Annotated in this window: 29 protein-coding genes; 22 read left to right on the forward strand and 7 right to left on the reverse strand. The window is 69.2% G+C overall.

Features of this window, described 5'->3' with window-relative positions; genetic code table 11:
- Both rplK and rplA read left to right on the forward strand, forming a co-directional pair.
- A partial coding sequence (gene rplK, locus VEB62_RS00005) for a 50S ribosomal protein L11 (RefSeq protein ID WP_324794246.1) occupies window positions 1-344 on the forward strand: 344 nt, incomplete at its 5' end.
- A 5-nt stretch (window positions 345-349) separates the two neighbouring features.
- Complete coding sequence (gene rplA, locus VEB62_RS00010; protein ID WP_324794248.1) at window positions 350-1,039, forward strand: 50S ribosomal protein L1; 690 nt, start codon at window positions 350-352, stop codon at window positions 1,037-1,039.
- Window positions 1,040-1,104: 65 nt separating this feature from the next.
- Here the strand turns inward: rplA and VEB62_RS00015 are convergent, their stop codons facing one another.
- Entirely contained in the window at window positions 1,105-1,716 is a 612-nt protein-coding gene (locus VEB62_RS00015) for an NAD(P)-dependent oxidoreductase (RefSeq protein WP_324794250.1), read from the reverse strand.
- 53 nt (window positions 1,717-1,769) lie between these two features.
- On the opposite strand from VEB62_RS00015, the gene VEB62_RS00020 reads away from it, so the two are divergent.
- The 5 genes from VEB62_RS00020 to VEB62_RS00040 all read left to right on the forward strand — a co-directional run bounded on the left by VEB62_RS00020 (window position 1,770) and on the right by VEB62_RS00040 (window position 5,125).
- Window positions 1,770-2,180 (forward strand): winged helix-turn-helix transcriptional regulator, encoded by a 411-nt coding sequence (locus VEB62_RS00020; RefSeq protein ID WP_324794251.1) that lies wholly within the window; start codon window positions 1,770-1,772, stop codon window positions 2,178-2,180.
- A 153-nt stretch (window positions 2,181-2,333) separates the two neighbouring features.
- Window positions 2,334-2,978 (forward strand): DUF47 domain-containing protein, encoded by a 645-nt coding sequence (locus tag VEB62_RS00025; RefSeq protein ID WP_324794253.1) that lies wholly within the window; start codon window positions 2,334-2,336, stop codon window positions 2,976-2,978.
- 11 nt (window positions 2,979-2,989) lie between these two features.
- A complete protein-coding gene (locus tag VEB62_RS00030; RefSeq protein WP_324794255.1) occupies window positions 2,990-3,991 on the forward strand; it encodes an inorganic phosphate transporter in 1,002 nt (333 codons plus the stop codon).
- Window positions 3,991-4,425 (forward strand): NUDIX hydrolase, encoded by a 435-nt coding sequence (locus VEB62_RS00035; RefSeq protein WP_324794257.1) that lies wholly within the window; start codon window positions 3,991-3,993, stop codon window positions 4,423-4,425. Before VEB62_RS00030 ends, VEB62_RS00035 begins: the two co-directional genes overlap by 1 nt.
- A gap of 124 nt (window positions 4,426-4,549) precedes the next feature.
- Window positions 4,550-5,125, forward strand: a complete 576-nt coding sequence (locus VEB62_RS00040) for a DUF2059 domain-containing protein (RefSeq protein ID WP_324794259.1) — start codon at window positions 4,550-4,552, stop codon at window positions 5,123-5,125.
- 10 nt (window positions 5,126-5,135) lie between these two features.
- Here VEB62_RS00040 and VEB62_RS00045 read toward each other — a convergent pair whose 3' ends face one another.
- Complete coding sequence (locus tag VEB62_RS00045; protein WP_324794261.1) at window positions 5,136-5,606, reverse strand: DUF1203 domain-containing protein; 471 nt, start codon at window positions 5,604-5,606, stop codon at window positions 5,136-5,138.
- 98 nt (window positions 5,607-5,704) lie between these two features.
- On the opposite strand from VEB62_RS00045, the gene VEB62_RS00050 reads away from it, so the two are divergent.
- The 11 genes from VEB62_RS00050 to VEB62_RS00100 all read left to right on the forward strand — a co-directional run bounded on the left by VEB62_RS00050 (window position 5,705) and on the right by VEB62_RS00100 (window position 14,591).
- Window positions 5,705-7,507 carry a M3 family oligoendopeptidase gene (locus VEB62_RS00050; RefSeq protein WP_324794263.1) on the forward strand — a complete coding sequence of 601 codons (1,803 nt, stop codon included), beginning with the start codon at window positions 5,705-5,707 and terminating at the stop codon, window positions 7,505-7,507.
- Window positions 7,508-7,543: 36 nt separating this feature from the next.
- The gene (locus tag VEB62_RS00055; RefSeq protein WP_324794265.1) at window positions 7,544-8,884 is read left to right on the forward strand and encodes a serine hydrolase domain-containing protein; all 1,341 of its coding nucleotides are present in this window, start codon (window positions 7,544-7,546) and stop codon (window positions 8,882-8,884) included.
- A gap of 92 nt (window positions 8,885-8,976) precedes the next feature.
- Window positions 8,977-9,234 (forward strand): aa3-type cytochrome c oxidase subunit IV, encoded by a 258-nt coding sequence (locus VEB62_RS00060; RefSeq protein WP_324794267.1) that lies wholly within the window; start codon window positions 8,977-8,979, stop codon window positions 9,232-9,234.
- Between the two features lie 230 nt (window positions 9,235-9,464).
- A complete protein-coding gene (locus VEB62_RS00065; RefSeq protein WP_324794268.1) occupies window positions 9,465-10,598 on the forward strand; it encodes a Re/Si-specific NAD(P)(+) transhydrogenase subunit alpha in 1,134 nt (377 codons plus the stop codon).
- Window positions 10,598-10,825, forward strand: a complete 228-nt coding sequence (locus tag VEB62_RS00070; RefSeq protein ID WP_324794270.1) for a hypothetical protein — start codon at window positions 10,598-10,600, stop codon at window positions 10,823-10,825. The genes VEB62_RS00065 and VEB62_RS00070 overlap by 1 nt, the downstream gene beginning before the upstream one ends.
- A gap of 2 nt (window positions 10,826-10,827) precedes the next feature.
- Window positions 10,828-11,169 (forward strand): NAD(P) transhydrogenase subunit alpha part 2, encoded by a 342-nt coding sequence (locus VEB62_RS00075; protein ID WP_324794272.1) that lies wholly within the window; start codon window positions 10,828-10,830, stop codon window positions 11,167-11,169.
- Window positions 11,166-11,453: a hypothetical protein gene (locus VEB62_RS00080; protein ID WP_324794274.1), complete on the forward strand. Its 288-nt coding sequence runs from the start codon at window positions 11,166-11,168 to the stop codon at window positions 11,451-11,453. Before VEB62_RS00075 ends, VEB62_RS00080 begins: the two co-directional genes overlap by 4 nt.
- Window positions 11,454-11,455: 2 nt before the next feature.
- Window positions 11,456-11,947, forward strand: a complete 492-nt coding sequence (locus tag VEB62_RS00085) for a hypothetical protein (RefSeq protein ID WP_324794276.1) — start codon at window positions 11,456-11,458, stop codon at window positions 11,945-11,947.
- Window positions 11,944-13,374, forward strand: a complete 1,431-nt coding sequence (locus tag VEB62_RS00090; protein WP_324794278.1) for an NAD(P)(+) transhydrogenase (Re/Si-specific) subunit beta — start codon at window positions 11,944-11,946, stop codon at window positions 13,372-13,374. Before VEB62_RS00085 ends, VEB62_RS00090 begins: the two co-directional genes overlap by 4 nt.
- Window positions 13,375-13,393: 19 nt before the next feature.
- The gene (locus tag VEB62_RS00095; RefSeq protein ID WP_324794280.1) at window positions 13,394-14,179 is read left to right on the forward strand and encodes a hypothetical protein; all 786 of its coding nucleotides are present in this window, start codon (window positions 13,394-13,396) and stop codon (window positions 14,177-14,179) included.
- Window positions 14,169-14,591, forward strand: a complete 423-nt coding sequence (locus tag VEB62_RS00100; RefSeq protein WP_324794282.1) for a DUF1801 domain-containing protein — start codon at window positions 14,169-14,171, stop codon at window positions 14,589-14,591. The genes VEB62_RS00095 and VEB62_RS00100 overlap by 11 nt, the downstream gene beginning before the upstream one ends.
- Here VEB62_RS00100 and VEB62_RS00105 read toward each other — a convergent pair.
- Together VEB62_RS00105 and VEB62_RS00110 are read right to left on the reverse strand one after the other, a co-directional pair.
- A complete protein-coding gene (locus tag VEB62_RS00105; RefSeq protein ID WP_324794283.1) occupies window positions 14,588-16,066 on the reverse strand; it encodes a sulfotransferase in 1,479 nt (492 codons plus the stop codon). The two genes, VEB62_RS00100 and VEB62_RS00105, sit on opposite strands and share 4 nt — an antisense overlap.
- Before the next feature lie 70 nt (window positions 16,067-16,136).
- Window positions 16,137-16,367: a hypothetical protein gene (locus VEB62_RS00110; protein ID WP_324794285.1), complete on the reverse strand. Its 231-nt coding sequence runs from the start codon at window positions 16,365-16,367 to the stop codon at window positions 16,137-16,139.
- 87 nt (window positions 16,368-16,454) lie between these two features.
- On the opposite strand from VEB62_RS00110, the gene VEB62_RS00115 reads away from it, so the two are divergent.
- Window positions 16,455-17,444 carry a helix-turn-helix transcriptional regulator gene (locus VEB62_RS00115; RefSeq protein WP_324794287.1) on the forward strand — a complete coding sequence of 330 codons (990 nt, stop codon included), beginning with the start codon at window positions 16,455-16,457 and terminating at the stop codon, window positions 17,442-17,444.
- 85 nt (window positions 17,445-17,529) lie between these two features.
- Window positions 17,530-19,476 (forward strand): hybrid sensor histidine kinase/response regulator, encoded by a 1,947-nt coding sequence (locus VEB62_RS00120; RefSeq protein ID WP_324794289.1) that lies wholly within the window; start codon window positions 17,530-17,532, stop codon window positions 19,474-19,476.
- 1 nt (window position 19,477) lies between these two features.
- Here the strand turns inward: VEB62_RS00120 and VEB62_RS00125 are convergent, their stop codons facing one another.
- On the reverse strand, window positions 19,478-20,917 hold the full coding sequence (locus VEB62_RS00125) for a helix-turn-helix domain-containing protein (RefSeq protein ID WP_324794291.1): 1,440 nt from the start codon (window positions 20,915-20,917) through the stop codon (window positions 19,478-19,480).
- A gap of 153 nt (window positions 20,918-21,070) precedes the next feature.
- Between VEB62_RS00125 and aceA the strand changes: the two genes are divergently transcribed.
- Both aceA and VEB62_RS00135 read left to right on the forward strand, forming a co-directional pair.
- Complete coding sequence (gene aceA / locus VEB62_RS00130) at window positions 21,071-22,351, forward strand: isocitrate lyase (protein WP_324794293.1); 1,281 nt, start codon at window positions 21,071-21,073, stop codon at window positions 22,349-22,351.
- Between the two features lie 14 nt (window positions 22,352-22,365).
- A complete protein-coding gene (locus VEB62_RS00135) occupies window positions 22,366-22,575 on the forward strand; it encodes a hypothetical protein (protein ID WP_324794294.1) in 210 nt (69 codons plus the stop codon).
- A 9-nt stretch (window positions 22,576-22,584) separates the two neighbouring features.
- On the opposite strand, the gene VEB62_RS00140 is transcribed toward VEB62_RS00135, so the two are convergent.
- Entirely contained in the window at window positions 22,585-24,888 is a 2,304-nt protein-coding gene (locus tag VEB62_RS00140) for an ATP-binding protein (RefSeq protein WP_324794296.1), read from the reverse strand.
- 66 nt (window positions 24,889-24,954) lie between these two features.
- Entirely contained in the window at window positions 24,955-25,581 is a 627-nt protein-coding gene (locus tag VEB62_RS00145; RefSeq protein ID WP_324794298.1) for a M23 family metallopeptidase, read from the reverse strand.
- Between the last annotated feature and the right edge of the window lie 147 nt (window positions 25,582-25,728).

A 25,728-nucleotide genomic window follows, 5' to 3' on the forward strand; every position in this document is an offset into this window, starting at 1 on the left:
AGCGCGGCGTCAACATCATGGGCTTCTGCAAGGAGTTCAACGCCCGCACCGAGAAGGAGCAGAAGGGCACGCCCCTGCCGACGGTGATCACCGTCTACCAGGACAAGTCGTTCACCTTCGTCACCAAGACCCCGCCGGCCAGCTACTACATCAAGCAGGCGGCCAAGCTTCAGAAGGGCTCCGGCCAGACCGGCCGCGAGACCATCGGCAAGATCACCCGCACCCAGCTGCGCGACATCGCCGAGAAGAAGATGAAGGACCTCAACGCCAACGACCTGGACCAGGCGACGAAGATCATCGCCGGCTCCGCCCGGTCGATGGGCCTTGAAGTGATTGGGGCTTGATAGACATGGCAAAGCAATCCAAGCGCCAGAAGACCTTCACCGGGGAACGCGAGGCGGTCCTGCCCTTCGCGGACGCCATCAAGCAGGTGAAGGACAACGCCAAGGCCAAGTTCGACGAGACCGTCGAGATCGCCGTCAACCTGGGCGTCGACCCGCGCCACGCCGACCAGCAGGTCCGCGGCGTGGTCAACCTGCCGTCCGGCACCGGCCGCGACGTGCGCGTCGCCGTCTTCGCCAAGGACGCCAAGGCGGCCGAGGCCCTGGCGGCCGGCGCCGACATCGTGGGCGCCGAGGATCTGTACGAGAAGATCAACGGCGGCTTCATGGACTTCGACCGCGTCATCGCGTCCCCGGACATGATGGCCCTGGTCGGCCGCCTCGGTAAGGTGCTGGGCCCGCGCGGCCTGATGCCGAACCCCAAGGTCGGCACCGTGACCCCCAACGTCGCGCAGGCGGTCAAGGACGCCAAGGGCGGCGCGGTCGAGTTCCGCGTCGAGAAGGCCGGCATCGCCCACGGCGGCATCGGCAAGGCCTCCTTCACCCAGGAAGCCCTCGAAGCCAACGTGAAGGCCTATGTGGAGGCGCTCAGCCGCGCCCGCCCGGCCGGCGCCAAGGGCACCTACATCAAGCGCATCACCGTGTCCTCGACCATGGGCCCGGGCTTCAAGATCGATCCGGCCTCGCTGGGCGCCTGATCGACCTGATCTGAACCGAACGAGGCGGCGGCGGAGAGTGATCTCCGCCGCCGTTTTCGTTTCCGTCAGTAGCCGACGGTGAATCGCGCCCGGGGGTGGCGCGGCGCCTCGACCTCGTCGGCCATGGCCACGGCGTAGTCGGGGAAGGAGATGGCGCTGTTCCCGCCGGCGTCGAACAGCACCTGGTCGCCGCCCAGCCGGAAGGCCCCCCGCCGCTCGACGCCCTCGAACACGATCGACGGCGACAGGAAGGTCCAATTCAGCCCGCGTTCGAGCCGAAGCTTGTCGAGGAAGCGGGCGCCGGCGGCGGCCTCGGCCTTGTAGACCTCCGGGAATTCGGGGGTGTCGATCAGACGGACGCCCGGAGCGACCTCGAGGCTCCCTGCGCCGCCGACGACGAGATAGCGGGCCACGCCCGAGTCCTTCACGGCGCCGATCAGCAGGTCGGGGTCGCTGTCGGCGAACATGACCGCACTGATCACGACCTCGGCGCCCGCAAGCGCCGGGGTCAGGGTTTCAGGGCGATTGACGTCCCCCTCGACCGCGGTGATCCGCTCGCCCGCGGGAATTCGTCCGGGATGGCGCGCCACGCCGGTGACGGCATGGCCCCGGCGGGCCAGTTCCTTCGCGATTTCGGAACCGGCGCGGCCGCTGGCGCCGAGGATGGTGATGTTCATGATGGGTCTCCGGTGGTATACAACGGATACCAAGTGCTCAGAGGAAACCATTCATGCAAGAAGGCACCGACCCGTCATCAGGTTACTCCGGAGTGGCCTCGCGCGGGGACGTCTTCGAACCGCTCTGCCCAACCCGGGACCTGCTGGACCGCATCGCCGACAAGTGGACGGTGCTGTTGCTCACCACGCTGGACGGCGGACCGACGCGCTTCAACGCGCTGAAGCGACGGATAGGCGGGGTGTCGCAGAAGATGCTCAGCCAGACGCTGCGCCAACTGGAGCGCGACGGGCTGGTCACCCGGACGGTCGAGGCGACGACGATGCCGGTGGCGGTGACCTATGCCCTGACCCCGTTGGGTGGAACCCTGGTGAGCGCCCTGAGACCCATGATCGACTGGGCGGAGATCCGGATGACCGAAGTCCGGGCGGCGCGGGAGACCTACGACGCGCGGCCGCTCTCCTGAGCGCTGTCGCGATGGAGCGACCCCGAGGCCGATGCGCCTTCATTCGCGCCGCGCGGCGTGCCGGACATGGGCGATCCTTCCGTGGCCGGACGGGTTGACGCCTTCGCGTGAACGCGAGACTGACCGCACACGGATTGTGCGGGAGATTCGCCGATGCTGGGATGGTTTCAGGCGCTGCTGCCCAGGGAAGACAACTTCTTCCGCCTGTTCGACGCCCATGCGGCGACCCTGATCAAGGGCGCCGAGGCGCTGAGCAAGGTGCTGGAGGGCGGCGACGAGGTGCCGCGCTGGTGCCAGCGGATCGTCGATCACGAGCATGAGGCCGACGCCGTCGCCCGCGAGGTGCTGTTCGCGGTGCGGCGCAGCTTCATCACCCCGTTCGACCGGTCGGATATCCGCGGCCTGACCAACTCGCTCGACGACTCCATCGACCAGATGCAGAAGACGGCCAAGGTCATCACCCTGTACGAAATGCGCGATTTCGCCCCGCACATGCGTCAGCTGGGCAATGTCGCGGTCGAGGCGGCGGTGCTGACGGTCGAGGCGGTGTCGCTGCTGCCGGACATGCGCAAGCACCGGGGCCGGCTGAACGAACTGACCGAGCAGATCGCGCGGCTGGAGAGCGACAGCGACGCCCTGTACGACGACGGCATGAAGGCCCTGTACCAGGCGCACCGGGGCGGCGACGCCATGGCCTTCATGATCGGCGGCGAGGTCTATGACCACCTCGAGAAGGTCGTCGACCGGTTCGAGGACGTGGCCAACCGCATCAGCGGCATCCTGGTCGAGCATCTGTAGGAGCGCGGCCCATGGACGGCGCCCTGCTGATCCTGATCTTCCTGATCGCCGTCGCCCTGCTGTTCGACTTCCTGAACGGCCTGCACGACGCCGCCAACTCCATCGCCACCATCGTGGCGACACGGGTGCTGCCGCCGATCTACGCCGTCGGCTGGGCGGCCTTCTTCAACTTCATCGCCTTCCTGTTCTTCGGCCTGCACGTGGCCAACACCATCGGCAAGGGGATCATCGACCCGGCGATCATCTCGGACCAGGTGATCTTCGGCGCCCTGATGGGAGCGATCAGCTGGAACGTGATCACCTGGCTGGCCGGGATACCGTCGTCGAGTTCGCACGCCCTGATCGGCGGCCTGCTGGGGGCGGGCGTGGCCAAGGCGGGGACGGGCGCCATCGTCGTCGCCGGCGTGACCAAGACCGTCAGCGCCATCTTCCTGTCGCCCGCCGTCGGCTTCACGCTCGCCCTGGTGCTGGTCCTGATCGTGTCGTGGGCGTTCGTGAAGGTGAACCCGTCGACGGCGGACAAGGTGTTCCGGCGCATGCAGTTCGTCTCGGCCTCGGCCTATTCGCTCGGACACGGCGGCAATGACGCGCAGAAGACCATGGGCATCATCGCCGTGCTGCTGTTCTCTCGCGCGCCGGCCGGCTCGGAGTTCGTCGTGCCCTTCTGGGTCGTCATCACCTGCCAGGCGGCCATCGCCCTGGGCACGCTGTTCGGCGGCTGGCGCATCGTGCACACCATGGGGTCGCGGATCACCCGGCTGAGCCCGCAACAGGGCTTCTGCGCCGAGACCGGCGGGGCCATCACCCTGTTCATGGCCACCGGCATGGGCATCCCGGTCTCGACCACGCACACCATCACCGGAGCGATCGTCGGCGTGGGTGCGGCCCGGCGGGCCTCGGCGGTGCGCTGGGGCGTGGCGCGCAGCATCGTCACCGCCTGGTTCATCACCATGCCCGCCGCCGCCGCCATCGGGGCCCTGTTCTTCTGGATCGGCGGAGCCTTCCTGAGCTGATGACCGGGGACCTCGCACGCGACGAACGGGCCGAGCGGCGTCAGGTCGCCGCCCTGCCTTGGCGTCGCGGACGGGACGGGATCGAGATCCTGCTGGTCACCTCGCGCGAGACGCGGCGCTGGGTCACGCCCAAGGGCGGCCGCATGCCCGGCAGGACCGACGCCGAGGCCGCGGCGCAGGAGGCGCTGGAGGAGGCGGGGGTCGAGGGCGTGGTCGGCGAAAAGCCGCTGGGGACGTTCCGCTATCTGAAGGTGCTGAAGCGCCGCGCGCCGCGCTGGTGCGTGGTGGCCCTGTACGGGCTGGAGGTGACCGCCGAACACCTCGACTGGCAGGAACGGATCGAGCGCGAGCGCGTCTGGCTGCCCCGCGACGAGGCGGCGCGCCGGGTGGACGAACCTGACCTGAAGGCCCTGATCGCCGCCTTCGATCCCTGAGGCCGGGCTTCAGCCTCAGAAAGGCGCCGCCGTGGCGATGTTATTTTCGCACGCCTGTGTCCGCCGCGCCCTAGCGGAGAGCGAAGCAACCCCTGAGTGTGGCGATATACAGGGGGAGACCGAGATGCGTTTCTGGATGATCGTGGTGGCGGGGCTGACGCTCGCCTCGGGCGCCGCGGCGCAGAGCAAGCCGCCGCAACCGCCGGCGGCGGCGGTCGAAGGGCAACCGTCGGCGCGCCAGCTGGAGCTGACCCGGCGGTATGTCGACCTGATGATGTCCGACCAGTTCGAAACCATGATCCGCCAGATGATCGACATGGAGGCGTCCATGGATCCCGAGGCCCGTGGCATGCCCGAGGAGGATCGGCGATTCATGACCGACCTGGCGTCGGAGCTCGTCACCGACATGATCCCGCAGATGCTGGACGAAATGGTGCCGGTCTACGCCCGCACCTTCTCCGAGGCCGAGCTGGAGGCGCTGATCGCCTTCTACGACAGCGAGATGGGACGCTCGATCATCAACAAGACCTATGCCTCCATGCCCGACGCCACGGCGGCGGCGATGACGGTGATGCCGCAGATGCTGGAGAAGATGGCGTCGCGCATGTGCCAGCATTACGGATGCACCGCCGACGAGTTGCGGAATATGCGCGAGGAGATGCAGGGCGCGTTCGCGGAACCGACCGCCCGCTCCAAGTAGGGGCTGGCGCTCAGGCCCGTTCGGCCGCGGCCATAAAGCAGCCCCGCCGGGCCGTGTGCAGATGGATGCGCGACACGACGGGATCGGCGAACCACGCCTCCAGCCGCCCGGCCAGATCGCGCCCTTCGACGACGTCGGCGTCGGTCATCATCCAGCCGGCGTCATAGACCCGCGCCGACAGCAGCCGTCGTCCCAGCATGTCCGGAACCTCGCCGACGACGGGCGTCGTCTCTGCGGCGGCCTCCCGCACGAAGATGGGCCCTTCCGCGCGGTAGGGGCTTCGCGGGTCGTCGAGGTGGCGGTGGTTGAGCAGGATCAGCCGTTCGCCGGGCTCCGCGTCAGCCAGGCTGACCCGGCATGGCGCGGCGTTCGGGGCGTCGGCGATCATGCGGCGCGCGCCCATGGCGGTGAGGGCCGCGTCGTCCATGTCGAACAGCGGCCGGAACGGCGCCAGGGTCAGGCCGTGGATGCGAAAGCTCATGCGATGTCTCCTTCGCCGTCGATATGGCCGGCGCCGCGCCGGAGGTCTGGCGGCTTTCGGCCGTTGCGTCGAAGGCCCGGCGTCCCCACAACGGGGGCATGAACGCGCCCTTCAAGACCCCCGCCGATCCCGCCGAAGCTCCCGTCTGGGACCTGACCGACCTGTACGCCTCGCGGGAGGACACTCGCATCGAGGCCGATCTCGACCGCGCCCGGGCGCTGGTCGGCGAGCTCAACGCCCTGCAGGGCCGGCTGGTCGGAGCGCGGGCGGAGGCCGCTCTGCTCGGCGAGCGGCTGGACCGGGCGGTGACGCTGTACGAACGGGCCTCGGACCTGCTCGGCGGCCTGGGCGCCTACGCCTTCCTCGCGGCCTCGACCGACCGCAGCGACGCGGCGGCGCAGGGGTTCGAGGCGACGGTGCGCGAGAAGATCACCGCCATCGCCACGCCGACGGTCTGGGTCACGCTGGAGATCAACCAGCTGGAAGAGGCGGAGATCGAGGCGGCGTTGTCGGCCTGGCCGGCGGCGGCGCGCTGGCGGCCATGGCTGCGGCGGGTGCGGGCGATGAAGCCGCACGAGCTGTCGCACGAGCTGGAGACCTTCCTGGCCGAGCGCGGGCCGATCAACGCCCAGTGGCCGCGCCTGTTCGACGAGACGCTGGGGGCGATGAAGGTGAAGGCCGGCAAGGACGACCTGACCCTGTCCGAGGCGCTGAACCGGTTGTCCGATCCGAAGGCCGCGCGGCGCAAGGCGGCCGCCGAGGGGTTGAACGAGGCGCTGGGCGCGCGGACGAAGACGATGGCGCTGGTGCTCAACACCGTCGCCGCCGACAAGGCTCTGGAGGACAGATGGCGCGGCTTCAGGCGGCCGGCCGACAGCCGCCACCTGGCCAATGAGGTGGACGGCGACGCGGTGGACGCCATGGCCGAGGCGGTCGCGGCGGCCTATCCGCGCCTGTCGCACCGCTATTACGCCCTGAAGGCCCGGGCCATGGGCAAGGCGAAACTGGATCAGTGGGACCGCAACGCGCCGATCGAGACCAGCGCGCCGCGCGGCTACGACTGGGCGCAAGGGCGCGAACTGGTGCTGGAGAGCTTCGGCGATCTGGGCGGCGAGTTCGCCGACCGGGCGCGGGGCTTCTTCGAGCGGCCGTGGATCGACGGCAGGGCGCGGCCGGGCAAACAGTCCGGCGCCTACGCCCACCCGGTGACCTCGGACCGCCATCCCTATGTGTTCCTGAACTGGATGGGCGAGCGGCGCGACGTGCTGACCCTGGCGCACGAGCTGGGCCACGGGGTGCACCAGACGCTGGCGGCGGGGCAGGGGAGCCTGCTGGCCGACACGCCGCTGACCCTGGCCGAGACGGCGTCGATCTTCGCCGAGGGCCTGACCTTCGACCGGCTGCTGAAGACCGCGCCGAAGGCCGAGCAGCGGGGCCTGCTGGCAGGGCGGATCGAGGACGGACTGAACACCGTCATCCGCCAGATCGCCTTCCACCGCTTCGAGACGCGGTTCCACGACGAACGGGCCGGGGGCGAGGTTCCGGTCGAGCGCATCGGCGAGCTGTGGCTCGAGGAGCTGGGCGGCTCGCTGGGGCCGGCGGTGACGCTGAATCCCGGCTATGAGCACTGGTGGTCGTACGTCAGTCACTTCGTGCACTCGCCCTTCTACGTCTACGCCTACGCCTTCGGGGATCTGCTGGTGGCGGCGCTCATGGAGACGCGCGCGAAGGATCCGGAGGGCTTCACGCCGCTGTATCGCGAGCTGCTCGCGGGCGGGGGCTCCCGGGGCTATGTCGAGGCGCTGGCGCCGTTCGGCCTGAACCCGCGCGACCCGGCCTTCTGGACCATCGGCACGAAGCGGCTGGAGGGGCTGATCGACCGGTTCGAGGCGCTGGTGTGAGTTGACGGAGCGGTGGCGGCGGGGGAGCGTCCGGCCATGCGCATTCTGATCCTCGCGGCCGTCGCCGTTCTCGCCGGGCCCTCGTTCGCCCAGGCGCCGCCCGCGGAGCCTACGCCGGCGACCCGCGCGATGGCGGCGGGCTACAAGGCGCTGATGGTCTGCGGGGCGCTGAAGAACGCCGAGGCCGCGGGCGGATCACGGACGGTCGAAAGCGTCGAGGCCAATGAGCTGGTCGGAATCTATCCGGAGCTGGATGCGCTGGTGCGGGAGATGCCTGCGGAGGTGGGCAGCCACAGCGTCTCCGTCCGGTGGGACGAGACCCTGCCGCCACGCACGGCGCTGTTCGAGCGTGGCCACGGCTGCAGCATCATGCCAGTGGGCTGGACCGGACGCGGGCCCGAGCGGGCGCATGGTCGCCCTCCCGCTCGACCCCGACCGCTGATCGAAGCGGCTCCCCGGGGCGATGCAGCCGCTCTTGGGGCGGTCGTGGCGCGCGCGCTCGACGAGGGCTATGGCAGCGGGACGAACACCACGGGCGTCGTGATCCTTCAGGACGGCCGCCTCGTCGCGGAACACTATGCTCCCGACTTTGGCCCCGATGTGCCTCAGCGGACATGGTCGGTGGCCAAAAGCTTGGCGGGGACGGTCATCGGGGCCGCGGTCCAGCGCGGCGAGGTCGACGTCAACGCGCCCGCCGCTATCGCCGACTGGAGCCGGGAGCGTGATCCGCGAGGGGCGATCACGCTCGACAACCTGATGCGGATGGCCTCGGGCCTGACCAGCGACTTCGCCGGCAACCGGACCGATGCGTTGTATTTTGGCGGGGTCGGAGTGGACGAGCAGGCCACCACCTGGCCGCTGATCGCGGCTCCGGGATCGCGCTTCCGCTACGCCAACAACGACATCCTGCTGGCCATCCTGGGCATCGCCCCGACGTTCGGGGAGCATCCGCCGGCCGAACTGTTCCGGACGCTGGGCATGCTCGACACGGTCGCGGAGACGGACTGGCGCGGGAACTATGTGCTGTCGAGCCAGGTGTGGTCGACCGCCCGCGACCTGGCCCGCTTCGGACAGCTGTATGTCGATGATGGCGTGGTGGATGGCGAGCGGATCCTGCCCGAGGACTGGCGGGACTACGTCTCGCGCCCGTCCGGACCGCAGCCGAACGGCGAACAGGGTTATGGCGCGACTTTCTGGCTGTTCGACAAGTCCGAAGGCATCCCGGCGGATGCGATCTCGGCCAACGGCAACCGCGGTCAGTACGTGGTCATCGTGCCCAGTCGGAACATCGTCATCGTGCGGCGGGGCGAGGACCCCGCGGGAAAGCGGTTCGACTTCATCGCCTTCACCCGCGATGTGCTGGCGGCGCTCGACTGAGCCGCCGGCGCGAATTGTCGCCGCCCGCTTGAGCGCGCGGGCCGCGCCGCTATAAGGGCGCCAACGCCTCTTGCAGATTCCCGGACCCGATCATGGCCGACCCGCACCACGCCTCCGACGCCGAGCATGACGACTATGTTCGCGGCTCACAGAAGATCGACGAGCAGGCGGCGACGTTCACGCTGTTCATCAACCTGGCCAAGTGGGGCTCGCTGCTGATCGCGGCGACGCTGACCTTCCTGGTGCTGTGGTTCCAGCCGGGCGGCAGCCTCATCGGCGGCGCGGCCGCGGCGGCGGTGCTGCTGGTCGCCGGCTTCCTGTATCTGAAGTCGGGCAAGAAGTCTCACTGACGTCTGGCCGCTCATCCCGGCGAAAGCCGGGACCCAGTTCTGTCCAGCTTGACGCCGGCGCATCAGGACTGGTGTTGAGTCCGTCCACGCCCACCGCCCATCACCCAAAGAACTGGGTCCCGGCTTTCGCCGGGATGAGCGGGGTATTGAAAGCCCGGCCCTCAGCCGCTTTGACGCGCCGTCCCCGATCAGCCTAACGTCCCGCGTCCAGTTCTGACGGAGGGATTCGCTTGGCTGTCGCCATCGCCGTGACCCGCGAACGCCGAGATGGCGAGACGCGCTGCGCCGTCACCCCGGAAACGGTGAAGAAGCTTATCGCGCTCGGCGCGGCCGTGACCGTCGAGGCCGGAACCGGCGCGGGCTCGTCCATTCCCGACGCGGATTATGCCGCCGCGGGCGCGGCGGTGAAGCCGGACATCAAGGCCGTGCTGGCCGGGGCGGACATCCTGCTCAAGGTGCGCGGGCCGACGGCGCAGGAGAGCAGCGCGCTGAAGCCCGGCGCGGTGGTCGTGGCCCTGCTCGACGCGTATCGCGACAAGGAGACGGTGACGGCGCTGGCCGGCGCCGGCGTCACCGCCTTCGCCATGGAATTCGTGCCCCGCATCAGCCGGGCGCAGGTGATGGACGCCCTGTCCTCGCAGGCCAATCTGGCGGGTTACCGGGCGGTGATCGAGGCGGCCTACGCCTTCGGCAAGGGCTTTCCGATGATGATGACGGCGGCGGGCACGGTCGCCCCGGCCAAGGTCTTCGTCATGGGCGCGGGCGTGGCCGGGCTGCAGGCCGTGGCCACGGCGCGGCGGCTGGGGGCGGTGGTCACCGCCACCGACGTGCGCCCGGCCTCCAAGGAACAGGTCGAGAGCCTCGGGGCCAAGTTCGTCGCCGTCGAGGACGAGGAGTTCAAGGCCGCCGAAACCGCCGCCGGCTACGCCAAACCGATGTCGGCCGAGTATCAGGCCAAACAGGCCGAACTGACCGCCTCGCACATTGTCAAGCAGGACATCGTCATCACCACCGCCTTGATCCCCGGCCGCGCCGCGCCGCGGCTGATCACGGCGGCGCATGTGGCCTCGATGAAGCCGGGCAGCGTGCTGGTCGACCTCGCCATCGACAACGGCGGCAATGTCGAGGGGGCAAGGGCGGGCGAGGTGGTGACCACGGCCAACGGCGTGCAGATCGTCGGCTGGACCAATATGGCGGGCCGGATCGCGGCGGACGCCTCGGCGCTGTACGCGCGGAACCTCAGCGCCTTCGTCGGGCTGATGGTCAAGGACGGCGCGCTGGCGGTCGATCTGGAGGACGAGATCCTCAAGGCGGCGGCGGTGACCCACGGCGGGGCCGTGGTGCATGAGGGGGTGAGGGGATGATGCGACGCTTTTTGAAGGGTTTGGGACTGTTCCTTGTCATTGCCGCTCCAGCTTGGGGCGTGGTCGCGATGGTGACCGTGTTTGTCGCCGGCGGAGCGCCGGCGTCGGCGGCGGCCTTCGGCGCGATCCTGGACCGGATGTTCGACGGTATCATCCCCACTATCGTCGCGGGTGGCGGCCTCTGGCTTCTGGCCTCTATCGACGAACGGCTGGAGCGGAAGGTCTAGGCATGGAACACGTCGACCCCACCGTCTTTCGCCTCGCCATCTTCGTGCTGGCGATCTTCGTCGGCTACTACGTCGTCTGGTCGGTGACGCCGGCGCTGCACACGCCGCTGATGGCCGTGACCAACGCCATCTCGTCGGTGATCGTGGTCGGCGGGCTGATCGCGGCGGCCGCCCTGTCCGCCGACAGCGGCGACAGCTGGATCGCCAAGGGCGCCGGCGTTGCGGCCGTGACCCTGGCCAGCGTCAACATTTTCGGCGGCTTCATGGTCACCCGGCGCATGCTGGCCATGTACCGCAAGAAGGAGCGACCGCCTGCGCCGGCGAAGGCCGCAGAGGCCGGATGACCTTCGACATCCAGCAGTTCGCGGTGAGCGCGTCCTGGATCGCCACGGCGATCGGCGGGGGCCTGTGGCTGTGGAGCTGGCTCGGCGAGAAGAACGCTATCCGCAAGCTGCGCTTTCTCGACTGCGGCGTCGTGCTGCTGTTTTCGTCGGTCCTGCTGCGCATCGTGGCGCAGGAAAAACAGATGGGCATCTGGGACTGGGCCGTCGTCTTCGTCGGCCCGCTGTTCATCGCCGCCGCCCTGTGGCGGCTGGCGCGCACGGCCTGCCCGCCGCCGGGGAAATAGAGATGGCCATGATGATCCTCATCATCGCCGTGCCCCTCCTCGCCGGCTTGCTCGCGGCGCTTGCGATGGCGGGCATGGACAGCCGGCGGGCGGGGAAAGACGCGCGTCCGCTGATTATCGCCGGCCGGGTCGTGGCCGCTCTCGTCATGATCGGAGTCGTCGCTATCCTCTGGGTGGTGAGAGGCAGCCTGGAAGAGCTTGAGGGCGGACTCCTGCTGATTTCGATCATCCTGTTGCTTGTGATGATGGTGTCCGCCGCCTGGCGGCCGGCGGTGCAGGCGCCGCTGGGCGGGGCGATGATGGCGACCGTCGCCGTCACCTTCATATTGAGCCGCTACAACGATGGCGGCTGGGCCGGACTGCTCCGCGCAGGCCTCATATTCGGATCGGTCGCCCTCGCCGCCTTCGTGCTGGTCGTGATCGCCGGCCGGATCGTCCGGGCCCGGGAACGCCGGAAGACGCCGACCTCGATTTCCGCCGGAGAGATTTCATGAACGCATCGATCGCGGCCCTGGCCTATCTGGTGTCCGGCGTCCTGTTCGTCCTCAGCCTGAGGGGGCTGTCGAGCCCGGAGACGAGCCGGCGCGGCAATACACTGGGCATGGTCGGCATGGCGCTGGCCGTGGGCGTGACGCTGGCGACCCTGTGGTCGAGCGGGACGCTGGACCCGCTGACGCTGGCCCTGATCGGCGGCGGCGTGGTGATCGGCGGCGGGGCGGGGGCGCTGATCGCCGCGCGGGTGCAGATGACCCAGATGCCCCAGCTGGTCGCCGCCTTCCACTCGCTGGTCGGCATGGCCGCCTGTCTGGTGGCCGTGGGCGCCGTCTATGCGCCGGACAGCTTCGGCATCGCCACGGTCGCCAGTTCGGGCGCCGTCGGCATCAAGACCCTGTCGATCATCGAGCTGAGCCTCGGCGTGGCCATCGGGGCGGTGACCTTCACCGGCTCGGTGATCGCCTTCGCCAAGCTGAACGGCAATATGAGCGGGGCGCCGATCCTGCTGCCGGCGCGGCACCTGATCAACATCGCCCTGGCCCTCGGACTGGTGCTGCTGATCGGGGTCATGATCGGTTCGGGCGGGACCGCGACCTGGGCCTTCTGGGGCGTGTTCCTGATCGCCCTGATCCTCGGCGCCACCCTGATCATCCCCATCGGCGGGGCGGACATGCCGGTGGTGGTGTCGATGCTCAACTCCTACTCGGGCTGGGCCGCGGCGGCGCTGGGCTTCACGCTGGAGAACATCGCCCTGATCATCACCGGGGCGCTGGTCGGCAGCTCGGGCGCGATCCTGAGCTACATCATGTGCAAGGGCATGAACCGCAGCTTCATCTCGGTCATCCTGGGCGGCTTCGGCGGCGGGGACGCGGCGGCGGGCGCCGGCGGCGCGGTCGAGACGCGCCCGGTCAAACAGGGCTCGGCCGAGGACGCGGCCTTCATCATGAAGAACGCCTCCAAGGTCATCATCGTGCCCGGCTACGGCATGGCGGTGGCCCAGGCCCAGCACGCCCTGCGCGAGATGGCCGATGCGCTGAAGGAGGAGGGGGTCGAGGTGAAATACGCCATCCACCCCGTCGCCGGCCGCATGCCCGGCCACATGAACGTCCTGCTGGCCGAGGCCAATGTGCCGTATGACGAGGTGTTCGAGCTGGAGGACATCAACAGCGAGTTCTCGAGCTGCGACGTGGCCTTCGTCATCGGCGCCAACGACGTCACCAACCCGGCCGCCAAGACCGACCCGCAGAGCCCGATCTACGGCATGCCGGTGCTGGACGTGGAGAAGGCGGGGACGGTGCTGTTCATCAAGCGCGGCATGGGCAGCGGCTATGCGGGCGTCGAGAACGAGCTGTTCTTCCGCGATAACACCATGATGCTGTTCGCCGATGCCAAGAAGATGGTCGAGGGGATCGTGAAGGCGCTGTGATCCGTCCCTTCGCCTCCCTATGAAACCGTTCCCCTACGACGCCCTGAAAAAGCGCTTCGACGACGCCATGCTGGTGCTGTGCATCAGCGTCGGAATCCCGCTGGGGATTGTGGTCGGCGCTGACTGGCTTCGCCGTCGGCTTAATTTCACCGATGAGGCAGCGATTCTGTCGTGGCCGGTGACCAACGTCCCGCTAGCCCCGTGGGCGGCCGCCGGTTGTGTCCTCGGAGCAGTCCTCGCGATTGTCATCTGCGTCCGTGGTTCCCGGCCCTGGTGGCCCGTGGTGAGGTGGCCCTGGCTGTTCCTGGCTTTGGCGGCAGCGGCCGCAGTCGCCCTCTCATTGGGCAGCCACGTCAGGATATATCCCGACCGGATCGTCGCCTCCGGTGTGGATGGCGCGCCGGGCGAGGAAGTTCTGCGATTTGAGACCGCCACGCAGATCGAGGTGGGCTGCGCCCTGATCAACTACCGTCGGCGGTCAGATATCGCGACGTTGAGCTATGCCGTGTATTTTCCAAGGGGCGAGGTCGTGCATCTGCAGGACGCCCGTTCAGGCGGCCAGGCCGGCGCTCGTCGGTGGTTTGAGGCGGTGAACAAACTGGACGAGCAATCTCTCGCGTCCATCCCTCATGGTCCGAGGGCCCCCGCCCATTCGATTTCGTGCGTCCGGGCGTTACGGGCCGAGTTGGGCGAGCCCGCGTTTAGCAGTGCGCGCCGCATGCTCGGCATCAGCGGCAGGGACCTCAGCCGATACTATGCCGAGCCGCACGAGGCCTTCAAACGGAAGTCAGACGATGGCCTATGAAGCCAAAACCAGGCCCACCGAGGTTTCCGCAGCCGACTTCATCGCCGCCGTCGAGGACCCCAAACGCCGCGCCGACGCGGAGGCCGCCTGCGCGCTGCTGAGCGAGGCGACCGGCGAGCCGCCGGTGATGTGGGGGCCGTCGATCGTCGGCTTCGGCGCGTATCACTACCGCTACGCCAGCGGGCACGAGGGCGATGCGCCGCTGGTCGGCTTCTCGCCGCGCAAGGGCAATCTGGTCTTCTACCTGTCCGGTTGCGACGAAGGGCGGAGCGATCAGCTCGCGCGGCTGGGCAGGCACAAGGCCGGCAAGGGCTGCGTCTACGTCAACCGGTTGGCGGATGTGGACCCGGCGGTGCTGAAGCAGATGGCGGTCTCGTCGGTCGAGCACCTGCGGGCGCTCTATCCCGGCTAACGGCCGTAGGCGTCGAAGAACGGCTTCAGGTGCCTCTCATACCGCTTCCACGCCTCCTTGGACGAGGCGTACACAGGCTTGCGGACCTGGGCGAAGCTGGCGGTGGTGACGGCCCGTTCGATCTTGTGGAAGTCGCGGACGCCCTCTTCCCACTCCAGTCCGACGTGTTCGATGATCCGCCGCATCCAGGTGTCCGGATCATCCACCAGCGCCTCGTAGGGCACCGTCAGCAGGCTGTCGCCCAGCACAGCCGACCAGTGGGCGTGCAGCCGGTCCTCGCCCTTGAAATAGGCGGCGATGTCGGTCAGCGACCGCGTCCAGTCGACACCCCTGGCGAAGCGGGTGCGGTAGCAGGACCAGGCGATGCCGGCGGGATCACGGCGCAGCCAGATCAGCTTCGCCTTCGGCAGCACCTGATGGATCAGGCCGAGGTAACGGGTCTGGTTCAGGGTCTTGTCGACCACCTTGCCGGTCTTGCCGAACCGCTCGTCGACCAGGTGCAGATACGCCCGGCCGATCCGGCCGGGCAGGGTTTCCGCGTCGGGGCGGTCAAAGGAGGCGCGGATCTCGTCCGGCGTATAGCCCTTGATGGCCATGGCCGCGGGCCGGAACAGATTGGCCTCGGCCCCGTCGACCACCTGCGAGTGGCTGACCAGAATTTGCTCGACCAGGGTGGTGCCCGAGCGCGGCAGGCCCAGCACGAAGATCGGCCGGTCGCTGTCCACTGTGCTCTTCGGCAGGCTGTCCCTGAAGACGTGGTCGTAGCCCTTGACCACCGCGTCGACGAAGGCGTCGGCGTTGTCGGCGTTGAAGGTGCTGTCGAGCTTCTGGAGCCTGGCCGCCTCATCGAAACAGGCAAAGGCGCGGTCGGTCTGGCCGGCGTCGTCCAGCGCCTTGCCGAGCGCATAGAGCAGAACGATGCGGCTCTGACGGTTGGCCTCCGATGTGCCGATCCGCTCCAGCATCGCCTCCATCTGCGCGATGTCGGGATCGTCGGGCGTGAACTTCTTGATGTCCGCCAGCACATGCCAGGCGTTCTCTGCGCCGAGGTGCACCGTCGGCAGGGCGATGATCCGGCGCAGGTTGACGATGGCGGCGTCGTGGTCGCCGAGCTGGACCTGGCAGGTGGCCAGGAAGTGCAGCGCCGCCGGATCGTTGGGCCGTTCGCGGGCGAGGGCGGCGCCCTCGCGCAGGGCGTCCTGCGTCCGTCCGCTCTGGATCAGCAACTGGGCGTAGGCCAGCCGCGCCTCGGCGGTCGGGGTCGCGGCGACATGCTTGCGCGCCGCCGCCAGGGCCAGGGTGATCTCCCCGATGGTGGCGGCCAGCCGCGACACCGAAGCCCAGCGCGCGCCCAGCGGCGGGTCGGCCTGCACGGCCTTGGCCAGCAGATAGGCGGCGTCGTCGCGTTCGCGGGCCTGGAATGCGGCCAGCGCGCCGTTGACCAGCCGCGCTCCGTCCACCGTCTGCGTCGCCATGCTCAATCGTCCTCCCGAGGCAGTGGAGGGCTAGCCGCCCCCGGCCGCCGCCGCAAGCCGGACGGGACGTTCAGGCGGCGATACGGAAATCCTCGGCCGGATCGAAGGCGGGCCTGGCCTCGTCCCACAGGGCGTCCTCGTCGGCGTAACGGGCGGACAGGCGGGCGTCGATGACGTCGATCACCTGTTCCTCGAGCCGGTCCCAGATCACGGCCAGATCGCCGCAGCCGTCGGCCTCGCACGGCACGATCAGATAGCGGGAGGCGGCGACGGCGGTTTGGGGGGTGAAAGCGCGGGCCATGAGAGAACTCCTGAAGCGGTGTGTCTGTCGATGGTTCGACTATGAGACAGCGTTGCGTCAAAATCGGACGTATGCTTCTGTGGAGGCATGAGACACGACAAGGCGGCCATGGTCATCGACCTCGCCCGGCGCATGGCGGCGAGCGCCGAGGGCCTGACGCTGGGCGAGATCGAGCGCGACCTGGACGTGGGGCGACGCACGGCCGAGCGCCTGCGCGACGCCGTGATCATGCTGTTCCCGCAGACGGAGGAGGTTTCGGACCCGCCGAACAAGCGCTGGCGCATCCGCGGGGGCCTGTCGGCTTTCGAACAGGCCCCGACCACCGGGGAACTGGTCGAGCTGACCAAGGCCGCGCAAGGGTTGCGGGCGACCGGCGAGCCGGGACGGGCCGCCGCGCTGGAAGGTCTGGAGCGCAAACTGAAGTCGGCCATGCGCTCGACCACGCTGAACCGGCTGGCCCCCGATCTGGAGGCGCTGGTGCGGGCCGAGACCATCGCCGTGCAGGCCGGCCCCCGGCCGTCGGCGGACGAGGCGGTGCTGGCAGAGATCCGTCAGGCCATTCTGGCGGGACGGCCGCTGGGTTTCATCTACAGCCGGCCGGGGGCCGAGGCGCGCCGCCGCAGCGTCGCCCCGTGCGGGGTGATGTTCGGCCGCGCCAACTACCTCGTGGCCGCCGACCGCGAGAGCGGTCGCGTCCAGACCTTCCGCCTCGACCGGATGAGCGGGGTCCGGGCCGAGGAGGGGGTGGCCTCTCCGCCGGCGGACTTCGATCTGCAGGCCTTCGCCAGCCAGTCGTTCGGCATCTATCAGGACGAGATCGAGGACGTGGTGCTGAAGGTGTCGCCGGACGGCGCGTCGGAGGCCCGGGCCTGGCGCTGGCACCCGACCCAGAGCCTCGAGGACCAGCCGGACGGCGGCGTCGTCGTCCGCTTCCGCGCCTCGGGCATGCGAGAACTGGCCTGGCATCTGTTCACCTGGGGCGAGCAGGTCAAGATCGTCGCGCCGGAACGGCTGAAGGCGGTGATGGCGGGGGAGCTGGCGGCCGCCGCAAGGGCGCTGGACGTCACGCGCCCCTGACCGGGCTTGGGGATATTGCTGGAACCGCTCCCGTCAGTTGGCGTTATCGCCAGTTCCGTGACAGACGGAGCCCGGGGGCGGATGCATGAGTGTCTCTGAAGTGTCGGGGTCTGTTCCCGCCGTCGATGATCGCTATCGGCTGCTGGTCGACGCCATCACCGACTATGCGATCTACATGCTGGATCCCCAGGGACATGTCACCAGCTGGAACGCGGGCGCGCAGCGGTTCAAGGGCTATGAGCCGTCCGAGATTCTGGGGGAACATTTCTCCCGCTTCTATACCGAACGGGACCGCGCGGCCGGCACGCCGGCGCGGGCGTTGCGGATCGCCGCCGAGGAAGGCCGTTTCGAACAGGAGGGCTGGAGGGTCCGCAAGGACGGCGTGGAGTTCTGGGCCCACGTCGTCATCGATCCGGTGCGCACGCCGTCGGGAGAACTGGTCGGATTCGCCAAGATCACGCGCGATCTGACCGAACGGAGGGCGGCGGAGGAATCGCTGCGCCGCAGCCAGGAACAGTTCCGGCTGCTGGTCCAGGGCGTGACCGACTACGCGATCTACATGCTGGATCCGTCCGGCCAGGTGAGCAGCTGGAACGCCGGGGCCGCCCGCATCAAGGGCTATGCCCCCGACGAGATCATCGGCCAGCATTTCTCGCGGTTCTATACCGACGAGGACCGGGCCGCCGGCGAGCCGGCCAAGGCCCTCGAAACCGCCTTCCGAACGGGCCGGTTCGAAAAGGAGGCCTGGCGGGTCCGCAAGGACGGCAGCCGCTTCTGGGCCCATGTGGTGATCGACGCCATCCGCGATGACGACGGTCAGGTGATCGGCTTCGCCAAGGTGACCCGCGACATCACCGAACGGATGCAGACGCAGCGGGCGCTGGAGGAGGCCCGGGAGGCCCTGTTCCAGTCCCAGAAAATGGAGGCGATCGGCCAGCTCACCGGCGGCATCGCCCACGACTTCAACAACCTGCTGATGGCGGTTCTCGGCAGCCTGGAGCTGGTCAGGAAGCGGGTGCCCTATGATCCGCGCATCACCCCGCTGATCGACAACGCCGTGCAGGGCGCGCAGCGGGGGGCGATCCTGACCCAGCGGATGCTGGCCTTCGCGCGCAAGCAGGAGCTGAAGATGGAGGCGGTCGACGTGCCGTCGCTAGTCCGCGGCCTGATGAATTTTCTCGACCGGACCATCGGCCCGAGCATCGAGGTCAACATGCGCTTCCCCAGCGAGCTGCCCCGGGTGCACACCGACCCTTACCAGCTGGAGGCGGCGCTGATGAATCTGGCCGTCAACGCGCGGGATGCGATGCCGCGCGGCGGCTCCATCACCATCAGCGCCAGGCCCGAACGGATCCGCGGCCACGCCACGCTCGCCCCCGGAGACTACGTCCGGCTTGTCGTTGCGGACACCGGCGAGGGCATGGACGAGGCGACGCTCGCCCGTGCGACCGAGCCCTTCTTCACCACCAAGGGCGTCGGCAAGGGCACGGGACTCGGCCTGTCCATGGTCCACGGCCTCGCCGCCCAGTCCGGGGGCTGGCTGACGATGACGAGCCATCCGGGGCGCGGTACCCAGGTGGAGCTCTGGCTGCCCGTCGTCAGGGCTGAACCCTCCCACGTCCCGGCCAACGACGGGGCGGATCAGGCCTCCGGGGCCGTCCGTCGGCTGCTGATCCTGGCGGTGGACGACGACAGCCTGGTCCTGACCAACACCGCCGCCATGCTCGACGACCTCGGTCACGAGGTGATCGTCGCCTCATCGGGCAAGGAGGGTCTCGAGGCGTTGCGCAGCCGGCCTGACGTCGACCTGGTCATCAGCGACGAGGTCATGCCGAACATGAGCGGCTCCCAGTTCGCCCGGGCCGTTCGGCGCAGCCATCCGGACCTGCCGGTCATCATCACCTCTGGCTATGCCGACCTCGCGCCCGAGCAGGCCGGCGCCGACCTGCCGCGACTGGCCAAGCCGTTCGGGCAGAGCGACCTGGCCGCCTGTGTCAACGAGGCGATCGAGAGAGCCATCCCCGCCGCCTGACTCAGCCGCGCGCGACGGCGTCGGCGAACGGCCAGGGGCTGACGGACTTGGACCAGTCGTCGACCACCAGCGGCCGGTCCACCGGCGGGGCCGCGCGCTCGGCGCAGGGGTGGCGGTGGCACAGGCGACAGGCGGGGCCGATCGGGGTGACCTCGGGGGCGACGAGGTCGAGGCCGCGGGCGTGGATCAGGCGATGCGCATGCTTCAGCTCGCAGCCGAGGCCGATGGCGAGGTCGTGGCCCTCGGTGAAGGCGTCATGGCCCTGACGGTCGACGGTTCGGGCCAGGGTGAACCAGCGCTGGCCGTCCGGCGTCTCGATGATCTGGGTGACGATGCGGCCGGGCGTGCGAAAGGCGCTGTGCAGTCGCCAGCGCGGACAGGCCCCGCCGAAGCGCGAGAAGGGAAAGGCGCCCGAGGCGAACCGCTTGGAGATGTTGCCGGCCTGATCGACCCGCATCAGGAAGAAGGGCACGCCCCGCGCCGTGGGCCGCGACAGGGTGGTCAGCCGGTGCGCCGCCTGTTCGAACGACACCCCGAAGCGGGCCTGCAGCCGCGCCAGGTCGTAACCGGTCTCCTCGGCCGTCCGCTGGAACGCGGGGTAGGGCATCAGCAGGGCGGCGGCGAGGGTGTTGGTCAGCGACACCTTGAGCAGGCGGCGCGTGGGTTCGTCGGGCGCCGAGGCCGCGTCGGCGAGGGCGGTCAGCTCGGCGTCGTGCTCGGACAGGGCCAGCTGGAAGGCCACGGCGAAGGCGCGCGACGACGGGCCCAGGGTTTCGGACAGCAGGAGCCGCTTGCGGTGCGGATCGTAGCGGCGGGTCCATTCGACCATGACGTCGGCGGGCAGGGTGCGGACGGTCAGGTCATGGCGCGACTGCAGCCGGGCCCGGGCCCGGGCTTCAAACGATTCCCCCGGCGTCCCGGCCTCGAGCGTGTCCGCCAGAGCCTCGCCCAGGGCATCCAGCTCCGGAAAGTGGTTGCGGCGGCCCTGAACGTAATCCCGGACCCAGTCCGCGGGACTGTCGTCGCCCGCGCCGCCGGTGACGTCCGCCTCGGCCCGGTCGCGGGCGCGGCGGTCGGCGAAGGCGCGGTAGAGCCTCAGCAGGGCGTCGGCGGCGGCGGGCTGGTCCTCGGCCAACTGGACGATCTCGTGCCGCGGCACCGTCAGGCCCTGGAACAGCGGGTCGGCGAAGGCCTCGGCCAGTTCCGACTCGGTCGCCGGCCCGCCGGACTGGCCAAGGGTGCGCAGATCGACGTCATAGGTGTCGGCCAGACGCAGCAGAAGCTGGGCTGACACCGGTCTTTGGTTGCGCTCTATGTGATTGAGATAGCTGGGGGAAACGCCCAGGTCGGCGGCCATGGCGGTCTGGGTCAGCGCCAGATCGCGCCTGAGCCGCTTGAGGCGGCCTCCCAGGAACAGCTTGCGGTCGGCGTTCGCTTCCATCACCGCACGATGTCACAAAATGACTTAACAGCAGGTGTCATATCATGACTGAATGACGCGAAATGTGCCGCTTGCACTGTATAATTCATGACTGCGACGTGGTTCCCTTCGTGTCATCCGCGGCCTGACGCCGTGATCGCGCAGAGATCGACCATGACCACCTTCGCCGACCTCGTCCCTTCGCCCGCCGGCCGCTTCGACGGCGTCGAGCGCCCGTACACGCCGGAGGACGTTCTGCGCCTGCGCGGCTCGCTGCCGATCACCCATACCCTGGCCGAGCGCGGCGCCAACCGGCTGTGGCAGCTGCTGCACGACGAGCCGTTCGTGAACGCCCTGGGCGCCGTCACCGGCAACCAGGCCATGCAGATGGTCCGCGCCGGCCTCAAGGCCATCTACCTGTCGGGCTGGCAGGTCGCCGCCGACGCCAACACCGCCGGGGCCATGTATCCCGACCAGTCGCTGTATCCGGCCAACGCTGCGCCGGAGCTGTGCCGGCGCATCAACCGCACCCTGCAGCGCGCCGACCAGATCGAACACGCCGAGGGCGGCGTCAAACGCGACTGGTTCGCCCCGATCGTCGCCGACGCCGAGGCCGGCTTCGGCGGGCCGCTGAACAGCTTCGAGATCATGAAGGCCTTCATCGAGGCGGGCGCCGCCGGCGTCCATTTCGAGGACCAGCTGGCCTCCGAGAAAAAATGCGGCCACCTGGGCGGCAAGGTGCTGATCCCGACCCAGGCGCACGAGCGAAACCTGATCGCGGCGCGCCTCGCCGCCGACGTCATGGGCGCCCCGACCCTGGTCGTGGCCCGCACCGACGCCGAGAGCGCGCAGCTGATCACCTCCGACGTCGATCCCCGCGACCATCCCTTCATCCGCCGCGACGACCGCACGCCCGAAGGCTTTTTCCGGCTGAAGGAGGGGACGGGCCTCGATCACTGCATTGCGCGCGGTCTCGCCTACGCCCGATACGCCGACGTGCTGTGGTGGGAGACCTCGCACCCCGACCTGGAGGACGCGCGCCGCTTCGCCGAGGCGGTCCAGCGCGAACACCCCGGCAAGCTCATGGCCTACAACTGCTCGCCGTCGTTCAACTGGAAGGCCCGGCTGGACGACGCCACCATCGCCAGATTCCAGCGTGAGCTGGGGGCCATGGGCTACAAATTCCAGTTCGTGACGCTGGCCGGTTTCCACGCCCTGAACAACTCGATGTTCGAACTGGCCGACGGCTACCGCGACCGGGGCATGGCCGCCTATTCCGAGCTGCAGCAGCGCGAGTTCGCCAACGAGCCGCGCGGCTACACCGCCACACGCCATCAGCGCGAGGTGGGCACCGGCTATTTCGACGAGGTGGCGACCGTCATCTCGAACGGCCGATCCTCGACCACGGCCATGAAAGAATCCACCGAAACCGCCCAGTTCGTCGCGGCGGAATGAGCAGGAGAAGCCCCATGGAACCCATGTCCAGCCCGCAGGCGATCATCGATTTCTGCCTCGCGCCCCTGAAGCTCGAGACCGGCTCGGAGGCCGAGCGTGAGGTGCGCCGCCGGCTCGAGCACGTCATCAAGACCTTCCGGGCCAAGGCCGCCCGGCCGGTCGCGGTAGACTTCTCGTCCATGCCCTCGCAGGTCATCAACGAGGCCGCGCACGGCTACGAATAGGGTGTCTCGTCAGGCGGCGGCCAGCGCCCGGGCGGCCGCCCGGGGCAGGGTGACCAGCAGGTTCAGCAGCTCGGCCGCGTCGAACGGCTTGGCCAGGTGCAGGTCCGCACCGGCGGCCTCGGCCGCGGCGATGTGCTCCGCCAGGGCGTTGGCGGTGAGCATGACGATCGGCGTCCGCCCCAGCCCCATGGCCGCCTCGTGCAGCCGGATCTCCCGGGTCGCCGTCAGCCCGTCCATGACCGGCATCTGCATATCCATCAGGATCAGGTCGTAGTCGGCGTCACGGACCGCCTGGACCGCCTGGGCGCCGTCCTCGACGGAGGTCAGGGCCACGTCGGCCTGGCCCAGGATCATTTCGACCACGCGGCGGTTCACCGGGTGGTCATCGGCCATCAGCACACGGACGGTCCGGCGCTCCTCCGCCGCGTCCTCCACCAGCGCCTCGCCGGACATCGCCGGCGCCTCGGCCGCCTTGAACGGGACCGTGAGGATGAAGGCCGAGCCGCCGGCCGGCTCGCTCTCGCAGTCCAGGTCGCCGCCCATCATTTCGGCCAGCTGGCGCGAGATGGCCAGGCCCAGCCCCGAGCCGCCGAATTTTCGGGTGATCGCCCCGTCGGCCTGTTCGAACCGGCTGAACAGCCGCTCCCGCGTCTGGCAGTCGAAGCCAATGCCGGTGTCCTCGACCGAGAAGCGCAGGGTCGGCGCGCCGTCCCGATCGGGGCCCGCGGCGGCCGTCAGACTGACGAAGCCCTCGGTGGTGAACTTGACCGCGTTGGAGACCAGGTTGGTCAGGATTTGCTTCAGCCTCACCACGTCGCCGGCGATCCAGCGGTCGGCCTCGGGCGCGATCTCGACGAAGAACTGCAGCCCCTTCTCCCGCGCCGAGGCCTCATAGAGCTGGGCGGCCTCGCGGACCGCGCGGCCGAGGTCGAACGCCTCCTCCGACAGCTCCAGCCGCCCGGACTCGACCCGCGCGAGGTCGAGGATGTCGCTGAGCAGGACCTGGAGCGTTCGCCCCGACGACTGGATCAGCTCCAGCATCTCCGTCTGCTGCGGCGACAGGTCGGTGCTGGCCAGCGCCTGGGCCACGCCGATGACGCCGTTCAGGGGCGTGCGGATCTCATGGCTCATATTGGCCAGGAACTGGCTCTTGGCGGCGTTGGCCGCCTGGGCGGCGTCGCGGGCCTCGGCCAGGGCCCTGGCGTCGTTCTTCAGGTCGGTGATGTCGGTGCAGACGGTGACGATGCCGCCGGCCGCCGTGCGGCGGTCGGCCACGCGCAGCCAGCGGTCGCCGGCGATGCGTTGCTCCATCATGGCCGAGAGGGCGCGGCGCGAGTTCATGCGCTCGGTGATCCACTCTGTCTCACGCCCCCGGGCTTCGGCGTACAGGCCCTCGTCCAGCCCGATCTGGATGATCTCCCGGAAGGTCATGCCGGCCTGGAGGTTCGACGACAGCTCCGGGTTCACCTCGTCGTAGCGGTTGTTCCACAACACCAGCCGATCGTCGGCGTCGAAAAAGGCCAGGCCGTCGGGCATGGCGTCGATGGCCTCGCGAATCTGGTTCAGGGCGCTGGCGCGCGAGAAATAGCCCATCCAGACGACGGCGCCCGCGACGGCGACAATGGCCATGACCATGGCGGTCAGCACCATCAGCATGGTCGAGGCCGAAAAGCTCGGACCAAGGCCGCCCGTCGCGGCCATCGCCTCGGTCACGGGGGTAACGGCCATGGCGCTCATGGCCGTGAAATGAAGGACGATGATCGACAACGCCCCTGACAGGCAGGTCGCCACGAAGCGGGCGGCGCCCTTGCCGTAGACGACTGCCCCGGTGAGCAGCGCCATGGAGAGACCGCCGGCGACCGCGGCCCCCGCAAGGACGGGATCCCAGCCGATGGCGCGCCCCGGAAGCTCAAGCGCGGCGATGCCGACGAAATGCATGGCGGCCACGCCGGACAGGCCGACCATGCCGCCGAGCCCGCGAAACAGGCGGTTGCCCCTGATCATCAAGATCATGGAGCCGAGCGCCACGCCGCCGACCCCGAGGGCCAGGGAGACAAGGGTCAGAGACAGGCCGTATCGGACCTCGCCGCCGGCGTTGTAGCCTTGCATCGCCGCGAAATGGGTGGAGAAGGCCGCCACGCCGCCGACGACGGCGCCCATCAGGCCGACTTCGCGCCGGCGCGCGCGCTGCAGGCCCCGGGCCTCAACCAGAAGACGAAAGGCGGTCCCGAGCCCGAAGACGCACAGGACTCCGGCCGCCAGCGTCCAACGCCAGTCGTGCTCGATCGTCAGGCAGTAGAGTATCCGGTCCAAGTCGCCCCCATTCTCAACCGGACACTATCCAGAGAATGGGTGAACAAACCGTAGGTATGGCGCCGCTTAAGCGCTGATTTCTGTCACCGGTATCTCGAATTCCCGACCCAGAACCGTGGTCGGATTGACCTGGGCGTGATCGCGGCGGACCTCGAAATGCAGGTGCGGACCGGTCGAATGGCCGGTTGAGCCGACGAGGCCGATACGCTCCTGGGCGGTCACGCGATCGCCGGTGGAGACGTCGACGCGGCTCAGGTGGGCATAGAGGGTGCTCATGCCGTTCGGGTGGCGCACTTCGATGAAGCGGCCATAGCCGTCGGCGTCGTAGCCGGTGCGCAGAACCTCGCCCTCACAGGCGACGAAGACACTGGTGCCCTGCGGCGCGGCCATGTCGACGCCCTTGTGCTGGCGCGCCCGGGCCTCGCCGGCGAGGCGGCGCAGGCCGAAGGCCGAGTTGATGGCGTAGCCTTTCAGCGGAGCGACGAAGGCGATCAGCCGGGTCATCGGGCCGGCAGGCGAGGCGACGGCGGTCACGGGCGGCGCTTCCGGCACGGCCAGTTCGGCGTCGGCCGGAGGATAATAGGGCTCCGGAGCGGGGGCGGCGGCCATGGCGAGCACGGCGACCGAGACCAGCGCGGCGGCTTGACCGGAATGGAACAGGAACGACCGGGCGGTCGGCAACAGGCGTCGCATGGCGGCGTCGGCTCCGTCTTTTCGGCTCAATCTGAGCGGTGAAGGCGCCGGTGGGCCGCAAGCTGGCGACACTCTCGGCCGGCGACCGGGAGAGCTGTCTTTCTACGGGCAGGGCGGGGCGACTTTGGGGCCGAAAAGGTTCCCCCA

The sequence above is a fragment of the Brevundimonas sp. genome (assembly GCF_035626975.1).
Taxonomy (GTDB): Bacteria; Pseudomonadota; Alphaproteobacteria; order Caulobacterales; family Caulobacteraceae; genus Brevundimonas.

Bases quoted from the DNA above. Each gene is read 5' to 3' on its own strand.
- rplA (WP_324794248.1), top strand. From the start codon at position 350: ATGGCAAAGCAATCCAAGCGCCAGAAGACCTTCACCGGGGAACGCGAG.
- VEB62_RS00015 (WP_324794250.1), bottom strand. From the start codon at position 1,716: ATGAACATCACCATCCTCGGCGCCAGCGGCCGCGCCGGTTCCGAAATC.
- VEB62_RS00020 (WP_324794251.1), top strand. From the start codon at position 1,770: ATGCAAGAAGGCACCGACCCGTCATCAGGTTACTCCGGAGTGGCCTCG.
- VEB62_RS00025 (WP_324794253.1), top strand. From the start codon at position 2,334: ATGCTGGGATGGTTTCAGGCGCTGCTGCCCAGGGAAGACAACTTCTTC.
- VEB62_RS00030 (WP_324794255.1), top strand. From the start codon at position 2,990: ATGGACGGCGCCCTGCTGATCCTGATCTTCCTGATCGCCGTCGCCCTG.
- VEB62_RS00035 (WP_324794257.1), top strand. From the start codon at position 3,991: ATGACCGGGGACCTCGCACGCGACGAACGGGCCGAGCGGCGTCAGGTC.
- VEB62_RS00040 (WP_324794259.1), top strand. From the start codon at position 4,550: ATGCGTTTCTGGATGATCGTGGTGGCGGGGCTGACGCTCGCCTCGGGC.
- VEB62_RS00045 (WP_324794261.1), bottom strand. From the start codon at position 5,606: ATGAGCTTTCGCATCCACGGCCTGACCCTGGCGCCGTTCCGGCCGCTG.
- VEB62_RS00050 (WP_324794263.1), top strand. From the start codon at position 5,705: ATGAACGCGCCCTTCAAGACCCCCGCCGATCCCGCCGAAGCTCCCGTC.
- VEB62_RS00055 (WP_324794265.1), top strand. From the start codon at position 7,544: ATGCGCATTCTGATCCTCGCGGCCGTCGCCGTTCTCGCCGGGCCCTCG.
- VEB62_RS00060 (WP_324794267.1), top strand. From the start codon at position 8,977: ATGGCCGACCCGCACCACGCCTCCGACGCCGAGCATGACGACTATGTT.
- VEB62_RS00070 (WP_324794270.1), top strand. From the start codon at position 10,598: ATGCGACGCTTTTTGAAGGGTTTGGGACTGTTCCTTGTCATTGCCGCT.
- VEB62_RS00075 (WP_324794272.1), top strand. From the start codon at position 10,828: ATGGAACACGTCGACCCCACCGTCTTTCGCCTCGCCATCTTCGTGCTG.
- VEB62_RS00080 (WP_324794274.1), top strand. From the start codon at position 11,166: ATGACCTTCGACATCCAGCAGTTCGCGGTGAGCGCGTCCTGGATCGCC.
- VEB62_RS00085 (WP_324794276.1), top strand. From the start codon at position 11,456: ATGGCCATGATGATCCTCATCATCGCCGTGCCCCTCCTCGCCGGCTTG.
- VEB62_RS00090 (WP_324794278.1), top strand. From the start codon at position 11,944: ATGAACGCATCGATCGCGGCCCTGGCCTATCTGGTGTCCGGCGTCCTG.
- VEB62_RS00095 (WP_324794280.1), top strand. From the start codon at position 13,394: ATGAAACCGTTCCCCTACGACGCCCTGAAAAAGCGCTTCGACGACGCC.
- VEB62_RS00100 (WP_324794282.1), top strand. From the start codon at position 14,169: ATGGCCTATGAAGCCAAAACCAGGCCCACCGAGGTTTCCGCAGCCGAC.
- VEB62_RS00105 (WP_324794283.1), bottom strand. From the start codon at position 16,066: ATGGCGACGCAGACGGTGGACGGAGCGCGGCTGGTCAACGGCGCGCTG.
- VEB62_RS00110 (WP_324794285.1), bottom strand. From the start codon at position 16,367: ATGGCCCGCGCTTTCACCCCCCAAACCGCCGTCGCCGCCTCCCGCTAT.
- VEB62_RS00115 (WP_324794287.1), top strand. From the start codon at position 16,455: ATGAGACACGACAAGGCGGCCATGGTCATCGACCTCGCCCGGCGCATG.
- VEB62_RS00120 (WP_324794289.1), top strand. From the start codon at position 17,530: ATGAGTGTCTCTGAAGTGTCGGGGTCTGTTCCCGCCGTCGATGATCGC.
- VEB62_RS00125 (WP_324794291.1), bottom strand. From the start codon at position 20,917: ATGGAAGCGAACGCCGACCGCAAGCTGTTCCTGGGAGGCCGCCTCAAG.
- aceA (WP_324794293.1), top strand. From the start codon at position 21,071: ATGACCACCTTCGCCGACCTCGTCCCTTCGCCCGCCGGCCGCTTCGAC.
- VEB62_RS00135 (WP_324794294.1), top strand. From the start codon at position 22,366: ATGGAACCCATGTCCAGCCCGCAGGCGATCATCGATTTCTGCCTCGCG.
- VEB62_RS00145 (WP_324794298.1), bottom strand. From the start codon at position 25,581: ATGCGACGCCTGTTGCCGACCGCCCGGTCGTTCCTGTTCCATTCCGGT.